Raw genomic sequence first — 16,178 nt, 5'->3', positions numbered from 1 at the left:
GAAATCGCGGGAACTCAGTCGCGGCGATACCCGCTGGTGGCCGCCTCGTACGTCGTGTGCCGGCGCTTGACCGACGGCTCAGCGGGCTGCGGCACCTGCGTGCGCTCCAGCGCGTGCAGGACGAGCGCCTCGACGAGGCGGGCGACGCTCGTCCGCCGCTGCTGCGCGATGCGCACGAGCGCGGCGTACTCGGCCTCGCTCAGGTGGATCTTGAGCGGCATCCCACCGGGCGCATGGCCGGGACCCAGCGTGGTGGGGGCCGTGATGTCGGCATCGGTCATGCGTCGAGTGTGCACAGTACGGACCGGCCGTCGCTAGACAGCGTTGTGCGACGGGCACTGTCTAGCCTCGCCCGACGCGAGGGGTGCATCCTGCCGCCGAAAGGGCAAGGAGGTGCCGAAATGTCTGAAGTCAGAGCGACCGGCTGGGTCGGTTGGGCGTATTTCGCGGCGGTCATGCTGTTCATCGGGGCCGGGATCGACCTGTTCTACGGGATCATGGCGATCATCGGGCCGAACACGGCGTACTTCGTCGGCTCGGGCGGGGGCGTCGCCTCCTTCAACGTGGCCGCATGGGGGTGGTGGTCGCTGATCATCGGCGTCCTGCTGCTGCTCGCCGGGCTCTTCCTGCTCCGGGGAGCGATGTGGGCCCGGGTGTTCGCGGTGATCATCGCCGGTGTCAACGCGATCACGCAGCTCATGTCGCTGCCGGCACAGCCGTGGTGGTCCATCGTGATGGTCGCCATCGACGTGCTGGTGATCTACGCGGTCACCGTCCACGGGCGCGAACTGCGGGACTGAGCCACACCGACCTCACCAGCGCACGCCGACGCAACGCCCGAGAGGACGCCGCATGACAGCAACGACCGCCCGGACCGTGGCGGGATGGACGCTCGTCCCGCTCGCGCTCGCGCAGTTCATCTGCTCGTTCGCCGGCTCGAACATGAACGTCATGCTCAACGACATGAGCAAGGACCTGGGCACGACGGTCGCGGGCATCCAGCTGTCCATCACGCTGTTCCTGCTCACCATGGCGGCGCTGATGGTGCCGTTCGGCAAGCTGACCGACCTGCTCGGGCGCAAGACGTGCTTCCTGCTCGGGCTGGGGATCTACGGCGTCGGCGCGGTGCTGAGCGCCCTGGCGCCGGGACTCGGGCTGCTCATCCTGGGCAACTCCATCCTGGAGGGTGCCGGAACGGCGCTGCTGATCCCGCCCGTGTACATCCTGGTGACGCTGTACTGGAAGGACATCCAGGGCCGCGCGCGCTCGTTCGGCCTGGTCAGCGCCGCGGGCGGCGTCGGCGCGGCCACCGGTCCCCTCATCGGCGGCTGGATCTGCAGCGCGATCAGCTGGCGCGCCGCCTTCCTGTTCCAGGCGCTGATCATCGTGGTGATCATCCTTTTCGCGCTGGCCCTGAAGGACCCGCTGCCCGCTGATCCGACGCGTCCCTACGACACCGTGGGCGCCGTGCTCTCCGGCGGCGGCCTCGTCGTGTTCGTGGCCGGCATCCTGGCGATCGACAGGACGCTGTGGCTCGCGCTGCTGCTGCTGGTCGTCGGCGCGGGGATCATCGCGGGCTTCTTCGCCTGGATCCGCCGCCTCGAGCGCCGCAAGAAGGAGCCCCTGCTCTCCACCGCGCTGTTCCGCAACCGGGTCTCCAACCTGGGGCTCGTGACGCAGAACTTCCAGTGGCTGCTGCTCATGGGGATCTCGTTCCTCGTCTCCAGCCACCTGCAGGTGGTGCGGCAGTACGACGCCATCGAGACCGGGGTGATCTTCACCGCGGCGACCGTCGGCATCCTCGTCTCGTCGCTGGCGGCGGGACGGCTCGTGCGGCTGGTGGCGCAGCGCACGCTCATCCTGACCGGCTTCCTGGTCACCGCGGTCGGCGTCGTGCTGCTCCTGCTGGTGGGCGCGCTCCCGGGCGGCTGGCCGTTCGTCCCCGGGCTCCTGGTGATCGGCCTCGGCATCGGGGTGATGCTGACCCCGAGCGTGAACGTGGTCCAGTCCGCCTTCGGCGAGGACCAGCAGGGCGAGATCTCCGGCCTGTCGCGCAGCATCTCCAACCTCGGCTCGAGTTTCGGCACGGCCATCGTGGGCACCATCCTCGGCTTCGGCGTCGACCAGCGTGCTGGTGGCTACGTGCTCGCCATGGCCGCACTGGTGATCGTCGCGATCGCCGGTTCGGTGGTCACCGGTTTCCTCCCCGGGAGCCGCGCGCCGCAGCACGCCGGGGCAGGAGCGGCCGCTCCCCCGAGCGCCGCCTGATCCATCCACATCACGCAGCCGTGCACCGGGCGCGGCCCATCACGAAGGGACAGCACCATGACCGACCAGCCGTATGTCGCGATCGCCGCGCAGTACGCGAGCGAAGACGAGGCCGTCACCGACTTCGACGCGCTCCACGAGCACTACAAGGGATCCGGCAAGCACACCGACTTCGACGCTGCCGTCGTCGTCCGCGACAAGGAGGGCAACGTCTCGATCCCGAAGCGGGACGACGGCGACAAGCACCACGGCGGCCGCAAGGGTCTCGCCATCGGGCTCGCCGGCGGACTCGTCGTGGCCCTCTTCCCGGCGGTGGCGCTCGGCGGCGCCCTGATCGCGGGCGGCGTCGCCGGCGGCGGCATCGGCGCGCTCGCGGGACACATCAAGAAGAAGTCGTCGGCCGAGGACCTGAAGTCGATCAGCGAGACGCTCCACGCGGGCAGCTCGGGCATCGTCGTCGTCGCCTCCCCGGCGCAGGCCGACGAGGCCGAGAAGCTGCTCGTGCACGCGACCGGCATCACCCGAAGGGAGATAGCGGTGGACGACGAGAAGCTCGACGACGAGGTGGCCGACGCTAGGGACTGATCGAGTGTTCGGCGGCCGAGCCGGTCGCCTCAGAGTCAGGCGGTGGAGGCGCAGCTGCTCCGCAGCTTGATGGCGAGCACGATCCACAGGCCGTCAAGGGCGATCAAAATGACGATGCACGCATTCATTGCCACCCAAAGCGCAGCATCGTTGGGCAGCAGCATGGAAGGGTCGAACCCGTGGGCCTCAGCTCGGGTGGCCGCCCAATCGTCGACCACGGACCACAGTGCGTAGGCCACCGCAAACACGACGTTCACTCCGGCGAGCACGACACTGACCCAGAGTCGCAGCGAGCGTAGAGAAGCCGCATTCGTTGGGCTGGGCGGACGGAGCCCTGCCGTGACCTGGTACGGGTCGCTCATGGCACTCACTCTAGGGCCCGGCGACGCCCGATCCATCAGGCCCACCACCTGGACGTCAGCCGAGGGACTCGATGTGGGTGCCGACCTGACGGACGAGAACGCCTCCGGCGAAGAACCACTCCTCGTCTTGCACTGTCGGACTGGTCCAGAGTTGGGCTCCGGTGCGGCGATCGTATGCCGTGCCTGCGCCTCCCCCGTTGATGCTGGCGGTGTTCAGGTACGTGACCTCGGGACCGAACAGCGGCCACTGGAACGAATCGTGGTCGGCGATGGGCGTCGGTGCTCCCGAATCGCGGTCGACCGAGCAGGTCGCCGGGCCCAGCACCAGAGCCAGCGAGTTCCTTTCCGGGTCGGAGACGACGTCGCGGCCGCCGTTGGCCCAATACCAGGGTTCCACGCCGCAATGGGTGATGTCGCTCCGCATCTTCACCTCGCCGGTCATGATGTCGATGCGGACGAGGGTGGACGGCGAGGTCAGAACGAGGTCACCGGAAGGAGTACCGATGGCGCCGCCGGCGAGCCAGCCTGGACGACCGGTCGTCGCCCTGGCCTCGGAGATCGAGTCGCCCAACTCGAACGGCATCGACCACAGGGTCTCCCCGGTCGTCTGGTCCAGCGCGGCGATCGTATGAGGAGTGCCTTCGGTCAGGTCACGGTACTCGATGATCACGCGGCTCATCGGGATGTGCGCCGCGCTGACGGACTGATGGCTGAGAGCGCCCGTGTCGAGGTCGAGCAGACTGTTCATCCAACCGCTGGTCTGGCCGGTGGCGAGGTATTCGATCGGCACGAGACCCGAGCCGTAGAAGTTCGGGACCGAGAGGGACGCCTTCGTGGCTGCCAGCGGGGTCGTCCACTTCGGATTCGAGAGGTCCGTCGGGTCGACTCGCTCGATGTGGTAGCTCACCGGCTCGCCGGACGCGTCCAGGATCGGCTTGGTCCAGATCATGTCGCCGCTGTCGTCCCAAACCGGTGTCAGCTGCCAATTGGGGTACGAACCGAAGTCGGTCGGAAGCGTTGCAATGGTTCCACCTGTCTTCAGGTCGATGATGTCCCGGGGACCACCGCCGCCGCTTTCGTCGACGAAGAATGCACGGTTCGACGTTCCGAGCACCGACAGGAACGTCCCCATGCCCGCGTCGCCCTCCCATTTCCACTCGCGCGACCACAACACGGAACCTTTGACGGTGTCGACCATCGCGAGCACGGTGTCACCGTGCCCGACCGTGCAGCCGGCCCTCGACTCCATGCCCATGTTCGACCCGATGGTGAACAGGGCGAGACCGTCGGCGATGTTGTAGACGTAATGCTGCTGGCAGGTGCTGGTCTGGCCGGGCAGATCCAGGCTCCACGACGGATGTGCAGGCAATGAGCGGACATCCTCCGCCTGAATGGGGGTGGATTGCACCTGGATCGCTCTCGGGGCAGCCGTGGGAGTCGGGGTCGGGGACGGCGTGGCCGAGGGCGTCGCGGTGGGCGTCGCGGTCGGGTTCCCCGTGCCGACCGGCGCCGGTGCCGAGTCGAACCGGATCACACCGGTCAGGGCCAGCGCGGCCGTGCCGCCGGCGAGGACGATCGCCACCGAGGCGAGAACCGAGGTCACCAGAATGTGGAAACGGCGACGACGGCGTGGCTCGTCTGCGACCACATCGAGCAGCAGTTGCCGGATGGCGTCGCTGCGTTCCGGGGTGAACTCTGTGGCGCTCATCGGGCACCTCCTTCAAGGATGGGCTCGTCGTTGGCGAGAGGGGACGCGAGCTCGGCCAGGCGTTTGCGGGCCCGGGAAAGCCGAGACTTGACCGTCCCTTCGGGGACACCCAGCGACTGCGCCGCCTGAGCGGTCGTCAGCCCCTCCATGATGCAGAGGGTGATCACGTCCTGATCCTGTCTGCTGAGCCTGCTGAAGACCTCGCGTACCTGCCGGTCACGCGCGGAGCCGTCGATCGCATCGTCCACCCGGCCGGCGTGGTCATCCTGCGGGCCGGGCATGGGGAGCTTGCTGAGCGCTGAACGGTACCGGCGCAGACTGCGGTGGTGGTTGCGCACCGTGTACGTGGTGGTCACAAGCAGCCATCCGATGATCGAGCCGTCAACGACCCGCACCGCGTCCCTTTTACGCCACGCCTCGAGGAAGACGAGCGCCGTCACGTCCTCGGCGTCGTGGCGCTGCCCGAGAAGGCGCAGCGCATGGCCGAACACGCGGTCCCGGTGCCGGTCGAACAGCGACGCGAACGCCGGACCGTCCCCGCCGCGCGCCGACGACCAGGCCGCAGCCTCGTCGAAATCATCCTCGCTCACACCCTCTATTGTCCGGTCGGTCCCGAACGGTTCCATCCGCCACCGACCGCTGACAGGAGGGCGAGGCCCGAAACGAAATCGGGGCCCTTCCCGCAAGCGGAAAGGACCCCGGCTTCCGCGTGATGACGCGGACCTCGAACAACGCGTAACAGCGACCTGATGGTGGAGATGGGGGGAATCGAACCCCCGTCCACTGCTGTGGTCATGTGCCTTCTACGGGCGTAGCCAGTGAAGTCGCTTTCTCGGTCCCGGAGCTTGTCGCTGGCACCTGCCCCGACGGACCCAGTATCAGTGGAAGTCCCTCTGCGCCCTGATGCTCAACGCAGAAGCAAGTCCCCTAGCTGACGCCAGGATCCGGGTAGGAGACGATTCCCGGACTGACGGTCTCTCAAATGGCGGAGGTGAACTTACGCCGCGAGGGCGAAGTCGGCCTTGGCCGAGACAGTGCTCTTGTTATTGGCACTTATTTTTTCGCATGGATCGTTAACGAGATAACCATGCATCCTCGACCCGCTTCTCACAGTCACGCAGTCAATGTCGAAACCGATCATCCCCATGCGCGGCCTGAAGGCCGGGTCGCTGTCACGCGCTGTTGAGTTGTCCAGATACGGAACCCGCCGACGAGCGGCGAGCTACTCATTCTACAACACCGGGGACGCGGCGATCATTCCGGTCAGGAACCGGGCGTCTGCGGGGCGCCGGGGGTCGACGGCGGACGCGTCGGGAACGCCGCTAGCTTGAGCACGCGCGTGGCCGTCACACCGTCATCGGTGCGGGTGCCGATGATGACGACCTCGTCGCCCTTCGCGAAGTCGGACGCGGTCGCCGGCTGGCCGGGGAGGCCGTAGGCGGTGGCTTTGTCGACCGTCACGGTCACTGTTCCGCCGTTCTGGCGCGTCAGCGTCCAGGTGTCGCCGGAGATGGAGTCGATGGTCCCGCGGACCAGCTCGCGCGACGGGTTGTCGCCGCCGCCCTGCTTGCCGCCCGTGCCGCCGCCGTTGCCGTCTCCCGGTCGACCGGGCAGCCCGGGGACGCCGGGCTGGGCCGGGTGCACCTGGTGCGGCTGGGAGTGGGAGATGAACCGCTCGCCCACCCGCATGGCGACGTTCGCGACCGCGAAACCGCCCGCGGTGATGAGGCCGAGCAGGATGACGATGGAGAGCACGAGGGTCGAGATCGCGAACGCGAGACCGTGGCGCTTGTAGAACGGCTCAGGACCCACCGCACCCGGACCCCCCGCCGGACGCGGGACGCCGGGCGCGTACGGGGACGCCGGCGGTTCGTGACGCGGCGGCAGCGGCTCGGTGGGCTGGGTGTTGCTCATGATCACACCTAAGCAGGTGAGACCCAGCATCGCGCTGGGAGCAGGTTATGGATCCGGCGAGAATCTCAGGACGGCTGGACGAGCACGGAGCAGAGCTTCGCCAGCTCGAGCTCGTCGAGCCCGGCGGCGAGCAGGTACTCGCGCACGCTCCCGTAGCGCTGCTCGATGTGGTCGATGACCGTCTCGAGCGCCTCGCGCGGGCTGCCGCCCAGGATGACGCGCAGGTCGGGGGTCACCTCGACGCCGTAGCCGCGCACCAGCTCCAGCATGCCCTCCAGCCACGGACCTTGGAGATTGCCCTCCGTCACGGCGTAGTCATCGACCACGGTTTCTCGGTCCACCCCGACCGCGAGCAGTGCGAGCGCGATCACGATGCCGGTGCGGTCCTTGCCCGCCGTGCAGTGCACGACCACCGGCTCGTCGCCGGTGTCCGCGATCTCCCGGAGTGCCCGCACGATCACATCGGTGTGCTGGAACACGATCTTGTCGTACAGGTGCACGATGGTCGCGCCGACCGTCGAGGCCGAGGCCCCGGAGCCCTCGAAGACCGGCAGGTGCAGCACCTCCACGTCGAGACCGTCGAGGTCGTCGGGCAGCGCCTGCACCTCGAAATCGTCGCGCAGGTCGATGACGATCCGGATGCCGAGCTCGCGCATCCCCTCGCGCCCCGCCTCCCCGAGCCGCCCGAGCGCGTCGGCACGGAACAGCTTGCCCGGTCGGGTCGCTCCCCCGTCGGCCGGGTAGCCGCCGACGTCGCGGAAGTTGTAGGTGCCGGCGATCGGGATGCGCTGTGCGATCGAGTCCATGGACTCAGTCTCGCACTCCGTCACTCGCCGAGGTGATTGCGGGTGGACATGGCGCGCTCGGCCTCGCGCTTGTCCTGACGCTCGCGCAGCGCCTGCCGCTTGTCGTACTCGCGCTTGCCCTTCGCGACCGCGATCTCGACCTTCGCGCGCCCGTCGTTGAAGTAGATCGACAACGGCACGATCGTGTAGCCGCCCTGCTTGACCTTGTTCTCGATCTTCAGGATCTGCGCCTTGTGCAGCAGCAGCTTGCGCTTGCGGCGCGGGGCGTGGTTGTTCCAGGTGCCGTCCGCGTACTCCGGGATGTGCACGGCATCCAGCCACGCCTCGCCGCCGTCGACGAAGGCGTAGCCGTCGACCAGCGACGCGCGCCCGAGACGCAGCGACTTCACCTCGGTGCCGGTGAGCACGAGGCCGGCCTCGTAGGTGTCCTCGATCGTGTAGTCATGGCGCGCACGGCGATTGGTGGCCACGACCTTCTGACCACGTTCCTTCGGCACAGCACACTCCTCGACTCGACCGGTTCCGCGCACGGCGGGTTCGCCGGGCAGCGGACCAGTCTATCGTGACACGGCCGTTCGCGGGCGGTTCAGACCTTCAGATAGCGCTTGATCGCGAAGTTGGCCGAGGCCGCGGCCAGCACGATGCCGATGACGACCAGGATGGGGATGACCAGCCAGGCCTGCTCCATCCCGACGAAGTTGATCGACTGGATGCGGTCGCTCAGGTAGCCGCGCACGAAGAACTGCACGCCCAGCGCGATCACCACCGACGCCAGCACCGAGCCGATCAGCGCGGCGATCACGCCCTCGATGATGAACGGTGTCTGGATGAACCTGTTCGACGCGCCCACGAGGCGCATGATCCCGATCTCCCGGCGTCTCGAGAACGCGGAGAGCCGGATCGTGGTCGCGATCAGCAGCACGGCGGCGACGAGCATCAGCGCCGCGATGCCGATCGCGGTGTAGCTGGCGGCGTTCAGGATGCTGAAGATCTGGTCGAGGTAGCTGCGCTGGTCGACGACGCTCTGCACCCCCGCCGATCCCGACAGGGTCTCGGTGAGCACGGCGGAGTTGTTCGGGTCCTTGAGGTTCACCCAGAACGTCTGCGGGATCATGTCCGGCGTCACGAAGTCGGCGATCTGGTTGCCCTTGAACTGCTGCTTGAACTGCTCGTAGCCCTGCTTCTGGTCCTGGAAGTAGAACTTCTGGATGTAGGGCGAGAGCTCCGGCGATTCCAGCTGCTTCTTGACGGCCTCGATCGACTGGCCGGTCGCGGCGCCGCCCGCGCAGTTGTCGGTCTGCGTGCACATGTACACGGCGACCTGGGCGCGGTCGTACCAATAGGTCTTCATCTGGCCGATCTGCATCTGCAGCAGAACGGCCGTGCCGACGAAGGTCAGCGAGATGAAGGTCACCAGGATGACGGAGACCACCATCGAGAGGTTGCGGCGGAGGCCGTTGCCGACCTCCGACCAGATGAGTCCGAATCTCATTTCGTCGGCCCCACATTCTGGTCGCCGTCGCGGTCCGCGCCCTCGCGCAGGCCGCTGAGGTCGAGGTTCGCGGTGAAGTTGAGGTGATCCGGCAGCTCCTCCGACGCGGGAGCCGGCGTGACCGGCGCGGTCGCGAACTGCACAGGGGCGGGAACCTGACGGGCCGGCACCGGCTGCTGCGCGGCGGGCTGGACGGGCTGCTGCGCGGCCGGAACCGGCTGCACCGGAGCGGTCTGCTGCGGCACGGACACGGGAGCCGTCGGCGTCGAGGTCGGCGCGTGCGGCCGGGTCATCGGAGCCTCCGCCGTCTGCGGGGCGGGCACCGCGCCGGCGTAGGCCGGCGTCGCGGCGGCGGGCGTCGCGGCGGCGGGCGTCGCAACCGAGATCGGCTCGTCGCGCTCGAGCGGCTGGGCGATCGGCACAGCGGCCGTGAAGCCGTAGCCGCCGTGGCGCTCGTCGCGCACGATCTGACCGCCGACGAGCTCGATCACGCGGCGCTTCATCTGGTCGACGATCGCGGCCTCGTGCGTGGCCATGAGCACGGTCGTTCCGCCGGCGTTGATGCGCTCGAGAACGGCCATGATGCCGGCGCTCGTCGCGGGGTCGAGGTTTCCGGTCGGCTCGTCCGCCAGCAGCACCTGCGGCTTGTTGACGACGGCGCGGGCGATCGCCACGCGCTGCTGCTCACCGCCGGAGAGCTCGTGCGGCAGACGCTGCGCCTTGCCGTCGAGACCGACCATCTTGAGGACGTCCGGGACGGCCTCCTGGATGAAGCCGCGGGACTTGCCGATCACCTGCAGCGTGAACGCGACGTTCTGGAAGACGTTCTTGTTCGGGAGCAGGCGGAAGTCCTGGAAGACGACACCGATGTTGCGGCGGAAGTACGGGACCTTGCGGGACGAGATCGTGCCGAGGTCCTGCCCCAGCACATGGATCTTGCCCTTGGTCGGCTTCTCCTCTTTGAGGATCAGTCGCAGGCAGCTGGACTTGCCCGAGCCGGAGGCGCCGACGAGGAAGACGAACTCTCCGCGCAGCACTTCCAGGTTGATGCCGTTCAGCGCCGGGCGCGCCGTGCCCGCGTACTGCTTGGATACGTGTTCGAACCGGATCATGACTTCTTGAGACTAAGCAGTCCCGGCCCGTTCCGCAGTAGCGACATGCCCGCGCGCGGCAAGCCTGACAGTCTTCGGGGCGCCGGGTGGACGCCGCCGCTGTTACGCCTGGGCTTCCGCTTTGTTGCCCGCGCGCCAGCGGATGCCCGCGGCGATGAAGCCGTCGAGGTCGCCGTCGAACACCGAGCTCGGGTTGCCGGACTCGTATCCCGTGCGCAGGTCCTTCACGAGCTGCTGACCGTAGAGGAAGTAGGAGCGCATCTGGTCGCCCCAGCTCGCCGTGATGGTGCCCGCGAGCTCCTTCTTCTTGGCGGCCTCCTCCTCCTTCTGCAGCAGCAGGAGCCGGGTCTGCAGCACGCGCATGGCGGCGGCGCGGTTCTGGATCTGCGACTTCTCGTTCTGCATCGACACGACGAGGCCGGTCGGGAGGTGCGTGATGCGGACGGCGGAGTCCGTCGTGTTGACCGACTGGCCGCCGGGGCCGGACGACCGGAACACATCCACGCGGATGTCGCCCTCCGGGATCTCGACCTCGGTCGCCTCCTCCATCAGCGGGATGACCTCGACCGCCGCGAACGAGGTCTGGCGCTTGTCCGCCGAGCCGAAGGGGCTGATCCGGGCGAGCCGGTGCGTCCCGGCCTCGACCGACAGCGTGCCGAAGGCGTAGGGCGCATCCACCTCGAAGGTCGCGGACTTGATGCCCGCACCCTCGGCGTAGGACGTGTCCATCACCTTGACCGGGTACTTGTGCTGCTCCGCCCAGCGCAGGTACATGCGCATCAGCATCTCGGCGAAGTCGGTGGCGTCGTCGCCGCCCGCGCCGGAGCGGATGGTCACGATCGCCGCGCGGTCGTCGTACTCACCGCTCAGCAGCGTCTGCACCTCGAGGTCGCCCAGCGCGGTCTGCAGGGACTGCAGCTCGGTGCGGGCCTCGGCGGCGGACTCCTCGTCGTCGGCCTCGTTCGCGAGCTCGACCAGCACCTCCAGGTCGTCGAGCCGTCGCTCGATCGCGGTGATGCGGGCGAGCTCCGACTGGCGGTGGCTGAGGGCGCTGGTGACCTTCTGCGCGTTGGCGGTGTCGTCCCAGAGGTCGGGGGCTCCGGCCTTCTCGCTGAGGTCGGCGATCTCGGCGCGGAGGCGCGGCACATCCACCACCGCGGTGATGTCGTCGAAGGTGGAGCGCAGGTCCGCGATCTGGGAGGAGAGGTCGAGTTCGATCATGTCGCCCTCCAGCCTACCGGGCGGTCGCCGCCGCGGGACGGCCGGGGCCGCACGGGAAAAGTTGTACGGTGTTAACGACATGACTTCCGACGAGCGCCCCTTCCGTTTCCGCTCCGTCGCCCTCGCCGCCTTCCTGCCGACCCTGCTGTTCTCCATCGGGGAGGGCGCGATCATCCCGATCATCCCCGTCGCGGCCGGCAACCTCGGCGCCGGCCTCGCGATGGCGGGCTTCATCGCATCCATGGTGATGCTCGGAGAGCTGGCGGGCGACATCCCGAGCGGATGGGTGGTCTCACGTTTCGGCGAGCGCACATCCATGATCGGCGCGGCCGTCGTGGCCATCGTCGGCGTGGTGATCTGCCTGCTCGCGCCGAACTACTGGGTGCTGATGGGCGGCATCTTCCTGGTCGGGATCGCGACCGCGGTCTTCGCGCTCGCCCGGCACGCCTTCATGACCACCTACGTGCCCGCCCGCTACCGTGCCCGGGCGCTGTCGACGCTCGGCGGCATCTTCCGCGGCGGCTGGTTCATCGGACCGCTGATCGCCTCGGCTGTCATCGCGGCGACCGGCTCGACGCAGTCGGTGTTCTGGATCTTCATCGTCAGCTGCCTGGGCTCGGTGATCGTGCTGCTCGCCCTCCCCGACCCGGAGGCGATGTTCGGTCCGTCGCAGCGGGTCGCCGACGAGTCCGGCGCCCAGGTGACGGAGGGCGAGGAGGATGCGGAGGAGCGCACGCACGGACTGTTCCGCACCATCTGGTCGTTCCGCGAGGTGCTCGCCCGGATGGGCGCGGGCGTCTCGCTGGTCGCCGCCATCCGTTCGGCGCGCACGGTGCTGCTCCCGCTGTGGGCGGTGTCCATCGGCCTGAGCGAGTCGAACACCGCGCTCATCATCGGCATCGCCGGAGCGGTCGACTTCGCACTCTTCTACGCCAGCGGCCAGATCATGGACCGGTTCGGCCGGATGTGGAGCGCCATCCCGTCGATGATCGGGCTCGGGCTCGGCTTCCTCGTGCTCGCCTTCTCGCACGATCTCAGCACCAACGTCGCCTGGTACATCGGGGTCTCGCTGTTCCTCTCGCTCGCCAACGGCATCGGGTCGGGCATCGTCATGACGCTCGGCGCCGACCTGGCGCCGAAGGACCGGCCCGCGCCCTTCCTCGGCGCGTGGCGTTTCTCGGCGGACGCCGGGCAGGCCGCCGCTCCCCTCTTCGTGTCGCTGCTGACCGCGCTCGTCTCGATCTCCTTCGCCAGCGGTGTGATGGGCGTGCTCGGACTCGTCGGCGCCGGGATGCTGGCCCGCTACATCCCCCGCTATGTGCCGAGGAAGGCGCGCACGGCCTGACAGGGAATACGCTCGGCCCCGACGGTGCTAGCTTCCATGCATACGCATGAGACGAGGATGACATGGCCGCACGACTGGAACTCGGGATCGACACCTTCGGGGACGTGACGCTGGACGCCGACGGCACCCCGCTGCCGCAGGCACAGGTGCTGCGCAACGTCGTCGAGGAGGGCGTGCTGGCCGACCGCGTCGGCCTCGACTTCTTCGGCGTCGGCGAGCACCACCGCGCCGACTTCGCCGTCTCCGCGCCCGAGGTCGTGCTGGCCGCCATCGCCGGCCGCACCGAGCGCATCCACCTCGGCTCGGCCGTAACCGTGCTGAGCTCGGACGACCCGGTGCGCGTCTTCCAGCGCTTCGCCACTCTCGACGGCGTCTCGGGAGGCCGCGCCGAGGTCATCCTCGGGCGCGGGTCGTTCATCGAGTCCTTCCCCCTCTTCGGCCTCGACCTCACCCAGTACGAGGAGCTGTTCGAGGAGAAGCTGGGACTGTTCGCCGCTCTGCGCGCGCAGGAGCCGGTCACCTGGACCGGGCAGCTGCGCGCACCGCTCACCGAGCAGTCGGTCTACCCGCACGTCGAGAACGCGCCGCTGAAGACGTGGATCGGCGTCGGCGGCAGCCCGGAGTCGGTCGTCCGCGCCGCGCACTACGGGCTCCCGCTGATGCTGGCGATCATCGGCGGCGGCCCCATGCGCTTCCAGCCGCTCGCCGAGCTCTACCGCAACGCGCTGGAGCAGTTCGGCCAGGACACGACGCTGCCCATCGGCATCCACTCCCCCGGTTTCGTCGCCGAGACCGACGAGGAGGCGAAGGACACGCTGTGGCCGCACTACGAGGTGATGACGAACCGGATCGGCCGCGAGCGCGGCTGGCCGCCCGCCTCCCGTGCCCGGTTCGAGCACGAGGCGGGGCCGGACGGCGCGCTCGTCGTCGGCTCGCCGGAGACCGTCGCGCAGAAGATCGTGTACGCCGCCCGCGGCCTCGGCGCCTCGCGCGTCGACATCAAGATGGGCAACGGGACGCTGCCGCATTCTGACCTGATGCGCTCGATCGAGCTGTACGGCACGGAGGTCGCGCCGCGCGTCCATGAGCTAATGTCGTAGCCGCGCACAGCGACCGCGGGAGTGGTGAAACTGGCAGACACGCAGGATTTAGGTTCCTGTGCTTCGGCGTGAGGGTTCGAGTCCCTTCTCCCGCACCTCGTACGACCACGGGATGATCTTTCCCCGCGGCGCCGAATTCGCACGCTTCGTGCAGCTTCCGGCCACCAGCCGCCGCTAAACTCGGCCACAGCTTTCCCACCGATCCCTCCTGGAGAACAGTGATCCATCACGCCGGCCTCATCCCGTGGCTCGACCCCCACACGATCATCGACTCCGCCGGGCCGTGGGCGCTCCTGGTCGTGTGCGGCATCGTGTTCGCCGAGACCGGCCTGCTGATCGGCTTCCTGTTCCCCGGCGACACACTGCTGATCATCTCCGGCCTGCTCACGCACACCTCGCACGTCTTCGGGCTCGACATCTGGTGGGTGGCCCTGGCCATCGCGTTCGCGGCCTTCATCGGCGGTGAGGTCGGCTATCTGATCGGCCACAAGGCCGGGCCGAAGGTGTTCGAACGCAAGGAGTCCGGGCTGTTCTCGATGGAGAACGTCCGCCGGACCAACGCGTTCTTCGAACGCTTCGGAGCGCTCGCGATCATCGTCGCCCGGTTCGTGCCCATCGTCCGCACCTTCGCACCCGTCGCTGCCGGCGTGGGTCACATGAGCTACCGCAAGTACTCGCTCTACAACGCCCTCGGCGCGCTGCTCTGGGGCGCCGGCGTGACGTACTTCGGCTACCTGATCGGCTACATCCCGCCGGTCGCGGACTTCGTCTCCAGCTACATCGACGTCATCCTGATCGGCGCCGTGCTGATCACCCTGGTGCCCACGCTGATCCACTACTTCCAGTCCTCCCGCAAGGCCAAGCGCAAGGCCGCGGAGGCGCAGGCCGCTGCGGCGCAGCCGGGCGCGCAGCCGACCCAGCCTGCCGCCGGCGACGCGGCCCCCGCCCCGCGCGCGGCGCAGCCCGCGCAGCCGGCGCCCACCCACCCCGAGGCGTAAGCGTCCGCGTCCCTCCCGTCGCGGAGCGCCCGTCCCCTCTCGCTGAGGTGCACGTTGTTGCGCCGCGGCACGGCGTGTCGCCCACAACAGGGTGCACCTCACCGAGCTGACCCTTGGCTTAACGTCGGAGAACGGGTCCCGAATCTCCGACGCAACGCTCGGGCGACGGAGATTGCGCGGCGAAGCCGTCGGATCTCCGACCTTCGCGCACAGATCTCCGACCGTAGGTCGGCGCCGTCTCATTCGCTGAGGTGCACGTAGTTGCGCAGGCGCACGGCGTGTCGGGCGCAACAAGGTGCACCTCGGCGGACTGACGGACCAGAGCCCGACGCGGGTCAGCGGTGGAACTCGTCCTCGTGGGCGGCGTGCTCGGCCGGTTCGAGCTGGAACGTGGAGTGCTCGACGTCGAAGTGCTTCGAGAGGCAGCCGGACAGCTCGTCGAGCAGCGCGCCGGTGCGGCCGGAGCGGAACACCGACTGCTCGCACACCACGTGGGCGCTGAACACCGGCGCCCCGGAGGTGATCGCCCAGACGTGCACGTCGTGGACGGCGACCACGCCCGGCGTGCCCAGGATGTGGTCCCGGATCTCCGCGACGTCGGTGTCGGCCGGGGCGGCCTCGCTGAGCACGCGCACCACATCCCGCAGCAGCGAGAACGCGCGCGGCACGATCATCACGGCGATGAGCAGTGACGCGATCGCGTCGGCCGGGGCGAAACCGGTGGTCAGGATGACGACCGCCGCCACGATGACGAGCGCGGACCCGATCAGGTCGCCCAGCACCTCGAGGTAGGCGCCGCGCATGTTGATCGACCGGCCGGCCGCCGGCCGGAGCAGCAGCAGCGCGCCGAGGTTCGCGACCAGGCCGATGACGGCGACGATCAGCATCGGGATGCTGTGCACCTCCGTCTCACCGCCGACCAGCCGGCCGATGGCGCCGATCGTCACCGCGACCGCCACCACGACGAGGATGAGCCCGTTGATGAGCGCGCCGAACACCTCGGCGCGGCGGTATCCGAACGTCTGGCGGTCGGTCGCCGGGCGCGCCGCGACGATGGTCGCCATGAGCGCGATGACCAGTCCGGCCAGGTCGCTGAGCATGTGCCCGGCGTCGGCGAGCAGAGCGAGCGAACCGCTCAGCCAGGCTCCGAAGACCTCGACGACGAGCACCGCCGCCACGATCCCGATGGCGATCAGGAGGCGGTTTCGGTTGGCGGTGTGGCCGTGGTCGTGACTCATCTCGACTTCTACGGTAGATAGAACTCGCG

At 68.6% G+C, this 16,178-nt stretch carries 17 protein-coding genes, 1 tRNA gene and 1 other RNA gene; 7 read left to right on the top strand and 12 right to left on the bottom strand.

Annotated elements, in window-relative coordinates; genetic code table 11:
* Positions 1–14: 14 nt before the first annotated feature.
* A complete protein-coding gene (locus tag J2W45_RS02055; protein WP_310128605.1) occupies positions 15–281 on the bottom strand; it encodes a hypothetical protein in 267 nt (88 codons plus the stop codon).
* Positions 282–401: 120 nt separating this feature from the next.
* Between J2W45_RS02055 and J2W45_RS02050 the strand changes: the two genes are divergently transcribed.
* The 3 genes from J2W45_RS02050 to J2W45_RS02040 are packed head-to-tail and all read left to right on the top strand — an operon-like array spanning position 402 to position 2,853.
* Positions 402–800, top strand: a complete 399-nt coding sequence (locus J2W45_RS02050; protein ID WP_310128603.1) for a DUF7144 family membrane protein — start codon at positions 402–404, stop codon at positions 798–800.
* A 52-nt stretch (positions 801–852) separates the two neighbouring features.
* The gene (locus J2W45_RS02045; protein WP_310128602.1) at positions 853–2,268 is read left to right on the top strand and encodes an MFS transporter; all 1,416 of its coding nucleotides are present in this window, start codon (positions 853–855) and stop codon (positions 2,266–2,268) included.
* A 57-nt stretch (positions 2,269–2,325) separates the two neighbouring features.
* Entirely contained in the window at positions 2,326–2,853 is a 528-nt protein-coding gene (locus J2W45_RS02040) for a DUF1269 domain-containing protein (RefSeq protein ID WP_310128601.1), read from the top strand.
* A 35-nt stretch (positions 2,854–2,888) separates the two neighbouring features.
* On the opposite strand, the gene J2W45_RS02035 is transcribed toward J2W45_RS02040, so the two are convergent.
* The 10 genes from J2W45_RS02035 to prfB all read right to left on the bottom strand — a co-directional run bounded on the left by J2W45_RS02035 (position 2,889) and on the right by prfB (position 11,468).
* The gene (locus J2W45_RS02035) at positions 2,889–3,215 is read right to left on the bottom strand and encodes a hypothetical protein (RefSeq protein ID WP_310128599.1); all 327 of its coding nucleotides are present in this window, start codon (positions 3,213–3,215) and stop codon (positions 2,889–2,891) included.
* Between the two features lie 55 nt (positions 3,216–3,270).
* Complete coding sequence (locus J2W45_RS02030; RefSeq protein WP_310128597.1) at positions 3,271–4,923, bottom strand: outer membrane protein assembly factor BamB family protein; 1,653 nt, start codon at positions 4,921–4,923, stop codon at positions 3,271–3,273.
* Positions 4,920–5,513: an RNA polymerase sigma factor gene (locus tag J2W45_RS02025; RefSeq protein ID WP_310128595.1), complete on the bottom strand. Its 594-nt coding sequence runs from the start codon at positions 5,511–5,513 to the stop codon at positions 4,920–4,922. The genes J2W45_RS02030 and J2W45_RS02025 overlap by 4 nt, the downstream gene beginning before the upstream one ends.
* Positions 5,514–5,673: 160 nt before the next feature.
* Positions 5,674–6,068, bottom strand: a transfer-messenger RNA (tmRNA) gene (ssrA, locus tag J2W45_RS02020).
* Positions 6,069–6,186: 118 nt separating this feature from the next.
* Positions 6,187–6,837 (bottom strand): DUF5666 domain-containing protein, encoded by a 651-nt coding sequence (locus tag J2W45_RS02015; RefSeq protein ID WP_310128593.1) that lies wholly within the window; start codon positions 6,835–6,837, stop codon positions 6,187–6,189.
* A 65-nt stretch (positions 6,838–6,902) separates the two neighbouring features.
* Positions 6,903–7,643 carry a tyrosine-protein phosphatase gene (locus tag J2W45_RS02010; protein ID WP_310128592.1) on the bottom strand — a complete coding sequence of 247 codons (741 nt, stop codon included), beginning with the start codon at positions 7,641–7,643 and terminating at the stop codon, positions 6,903–6,905.
* A gap of 20 nt (positions 7,644–7,663) precedes the next feature.
* On the bottom strand, positions 7,664–8,140 hold the full coding sequence (gene smpB / locus J2W45_RS02005) for an SsrA-binding protein SmpB (protein ID WP_310128589.1): 477 nt from the start codon (positions 8,138–8,140) through the stop codon (positions 7,664–7,666).
* An 89-nt stretch (positions 8,141–8,229) separates the two neighbouring features.
* Positions 8,230–9,135 (bottom strand): permease-like cell division protein FtsX, encoded by a 906-nt coding sequence (ftsX, locus tag J2W45_RS02000; RefSeq protein ID WP_310128587.1) that lies wholly within the window; start codon positions 9,133–9,135, stop codon positions 8,230–8,232.
* A complete protein-coding gene (gene ftsE / locus J2W45_RS01995) occupies positions 9,132–10,247 on the bottom strand; it encodes a cell division ATP-binding protein FtsE (RefSeq protein ID WP_310128585.1) in 1,116 nt (371 codons plus the stop codon). Before ftsE ends, ftsX begins: the two co-directional genes overlap by 4 nt.
* Before the next feature lie 102 nt (positions 10,248–10,349).
* Positions 10,350–11,468 carry a peptide chain release factor 2 gene (gene prfB, locus J2W45_RS01990; RefSeq protein WP_310128584.1) on the bottom strand — a complete coding sequence of 373 codons (1,119 nt, stop codon included), beginning with the start codon at positions 11,466–11,468 and terminating at the stop codon, positions 10,350–10,352.
* A 79-nt stretch (positions 11,469–11,547) separates the two neighbouring features.
* On the opposite strand from prfB, the gene J2W45_RS01985 reads away from it, so the two are divergent.
* The 4 genes from J2W45_RS01985 (at position 11,548) to J2W45_RS01970 (ending at position 14,911) form a co-directional block, all read left to right on the top strand.
* A complete protein-coding gene (locus J2W45_RS01985; protein WP_310128583.1) occupies positions 11,548–12,813 on the top strand; it encodes an MFS transporter in 1,266 nt (421 codons plus the stop codon).
* Between the two features lie 62 nt (positions 12,814–12,875).
* Positions 12,876–13,913: an LLM class flavin-dependent oxidoreductase gene (locus J2W45_RS01980; RefSeq protein WP_310128582.1), complete on the top strand. Its 1,038-nt coding sequence runs from the start codon at positions 12,876–12,878 to the stop codon at positions 13,911–13,913.
* A gap of 15 nt (positions 13,914–13,928) precedes the next feature.
* A tRNA-Leu gene (locus J2W45_RS01975) sits at positions 13,929–14,008 on the top strand.
* Between the two features lie 123 nt (positions 14,009–14,131).
* Positions 14,132–14,911 (top strand): DedA family protein, encoded by a 780-nt coding sequence (locus tag J2W45_RS01970; protein ID WP_310128580.1) that lies wholly within the window; start codon positions 14,132–14,134, stop codon positions 14,909–14,911.
* Between the two features lie 335 nt (positions 14,912–15,246).
* On the opposite strand, the gene J2W45_RS01965 is transcribed toward J2W45_RS01970, so the two are convergent.
* Complete coding sequence (locus tag J2W45_RS01965; RefSeq protein WP_310128578.1) at positions 15,247–16,149, bottom strand: cation diffusion facilitator family transporter; 903 nt, start codon at positions 16,147–16,149, stop codon at positions 15,247–15,249.
* Positions 16,150–16,178: the final 29 nt, after the last annotated feature.

Origin of the sequence: Leifsonia shinshuensis, from assembly GCF_031456835.1 — a bacterium.
Taxonomy (GTDB): Bacteria; Actinomycetota; Actinomycetes; order Actinomycetales; family Microbacteriaceae; genus Leifsonia; species Leifsonia shinshuensis_C.
This window is presented reverse-complemented; position numbering and strand designations above follow the sequence as displayed.

What these genes read in the sequence shown, in the direction of transcription:
- J2W45_RS02055 (WP_310128605.1), bottom strand. Translation starts at nt 281, where the DNA reads ATGACCGATGCCGACATCACGGCCCCCACCACGCTGGGTCCCGGCCAT.
- J2W45_RS02050 (WP_310128603.1), top strand. Translation starts at nt 402, where the DNA reads ATGTCTGAAGTCAGAGCGACCGGCTGGGTCGGTTGGGCGTATTTCGCG.
- J2W45_RS02045 (WP_310128602.1), top strand. Translation starts at nt 853, where the DNA reads ATGACAGCAACGACCGCCCGGACCGTGGCGGGATGGACGCTCGTCCCG.
- J2W45_RS02040 (WP_310128601.1), top strand. Translation starts at nt 2,326, where the DNA reads ATGACCGACCAGCCGTATGTCGCGATCGCCGCGCAGTACGCGAGCGAA.
- J2W45_RS02035 (WP_310128599.1), bottom strand. Translation starts at nt 3,215, where the DNA reads ATGAGCGACCCGTACCAGGTCACGGCAGGGCTCCGTCCGCCCAGCCCA.
- J2W45_RS02030 (WP_310128597.1), bottom strand. Translation starts at nt 4,923, where the DNA reads ATGAGCGCCACAGAGTTCACCCCGGAACGCAGCGACGCCATCCGGCAA.
- J2W45_RS02015 (WP_310128593.1), bottom strand. Translation starts at nt 6,837, where the DNA reads ATGAGCAACACCCAGCCCACCGAGCCGCTGCCGCCGCGTCACGAACCG.
- J2W45_RS02010 (WP_310128592.1), bottom strand. Translation starts at nt 7,643, where the DNA reads ATGGACTCGATCGCACAGCGCATCCCGATCGCCGGCACCTACAACTTC.
- ftsX (WP_310128587.1), bottom strand. Translation starts at nt 9,135, where the DNA reads ATGAGATTCGGACTCATCTGGTCGGAGGTCGGCAACGGCCTCCGCCGC.
- ftsE (WP_310128585.1), bottom strand. Translation starts at nt 10,247, where the DNA reads ATGATCCGGTTCGAACACGTATCCAAGCAGTACGCGGGCACGGCGCGC.
- prfB (WP_310128584.1), bottom strand. Translation starts at nt 11,468, where the DNA reads ATGATCGAACTCGACCTCTCCTCCCAGATCGCGGACCTGCGCTCCACC.
- J2W45_RS01985 (WP_310128583.1), top strand. Translation starts at nt 11,548, where the DNA reads ATGACTTCCGACGAGCGCCCCTTCCGTTTCCGCTCCGTCGCCCTCGCC.
- J2W45_RS01980 (WP_310128582.1), top strand. Translation starts at nt 12,876, where the DNA reads ATGGCCGCACGACTGGAACTCGGGATCGACACCTTCGGGGACGTGACG.
- J2W45_RS01965 (WP_310128578.1), bottom strand. Translation starts at nt 16,149, where the DNA reads ATGAGTCACGACCACGGCCACACCGCCAACCGAAACCGCCTCCTGATC.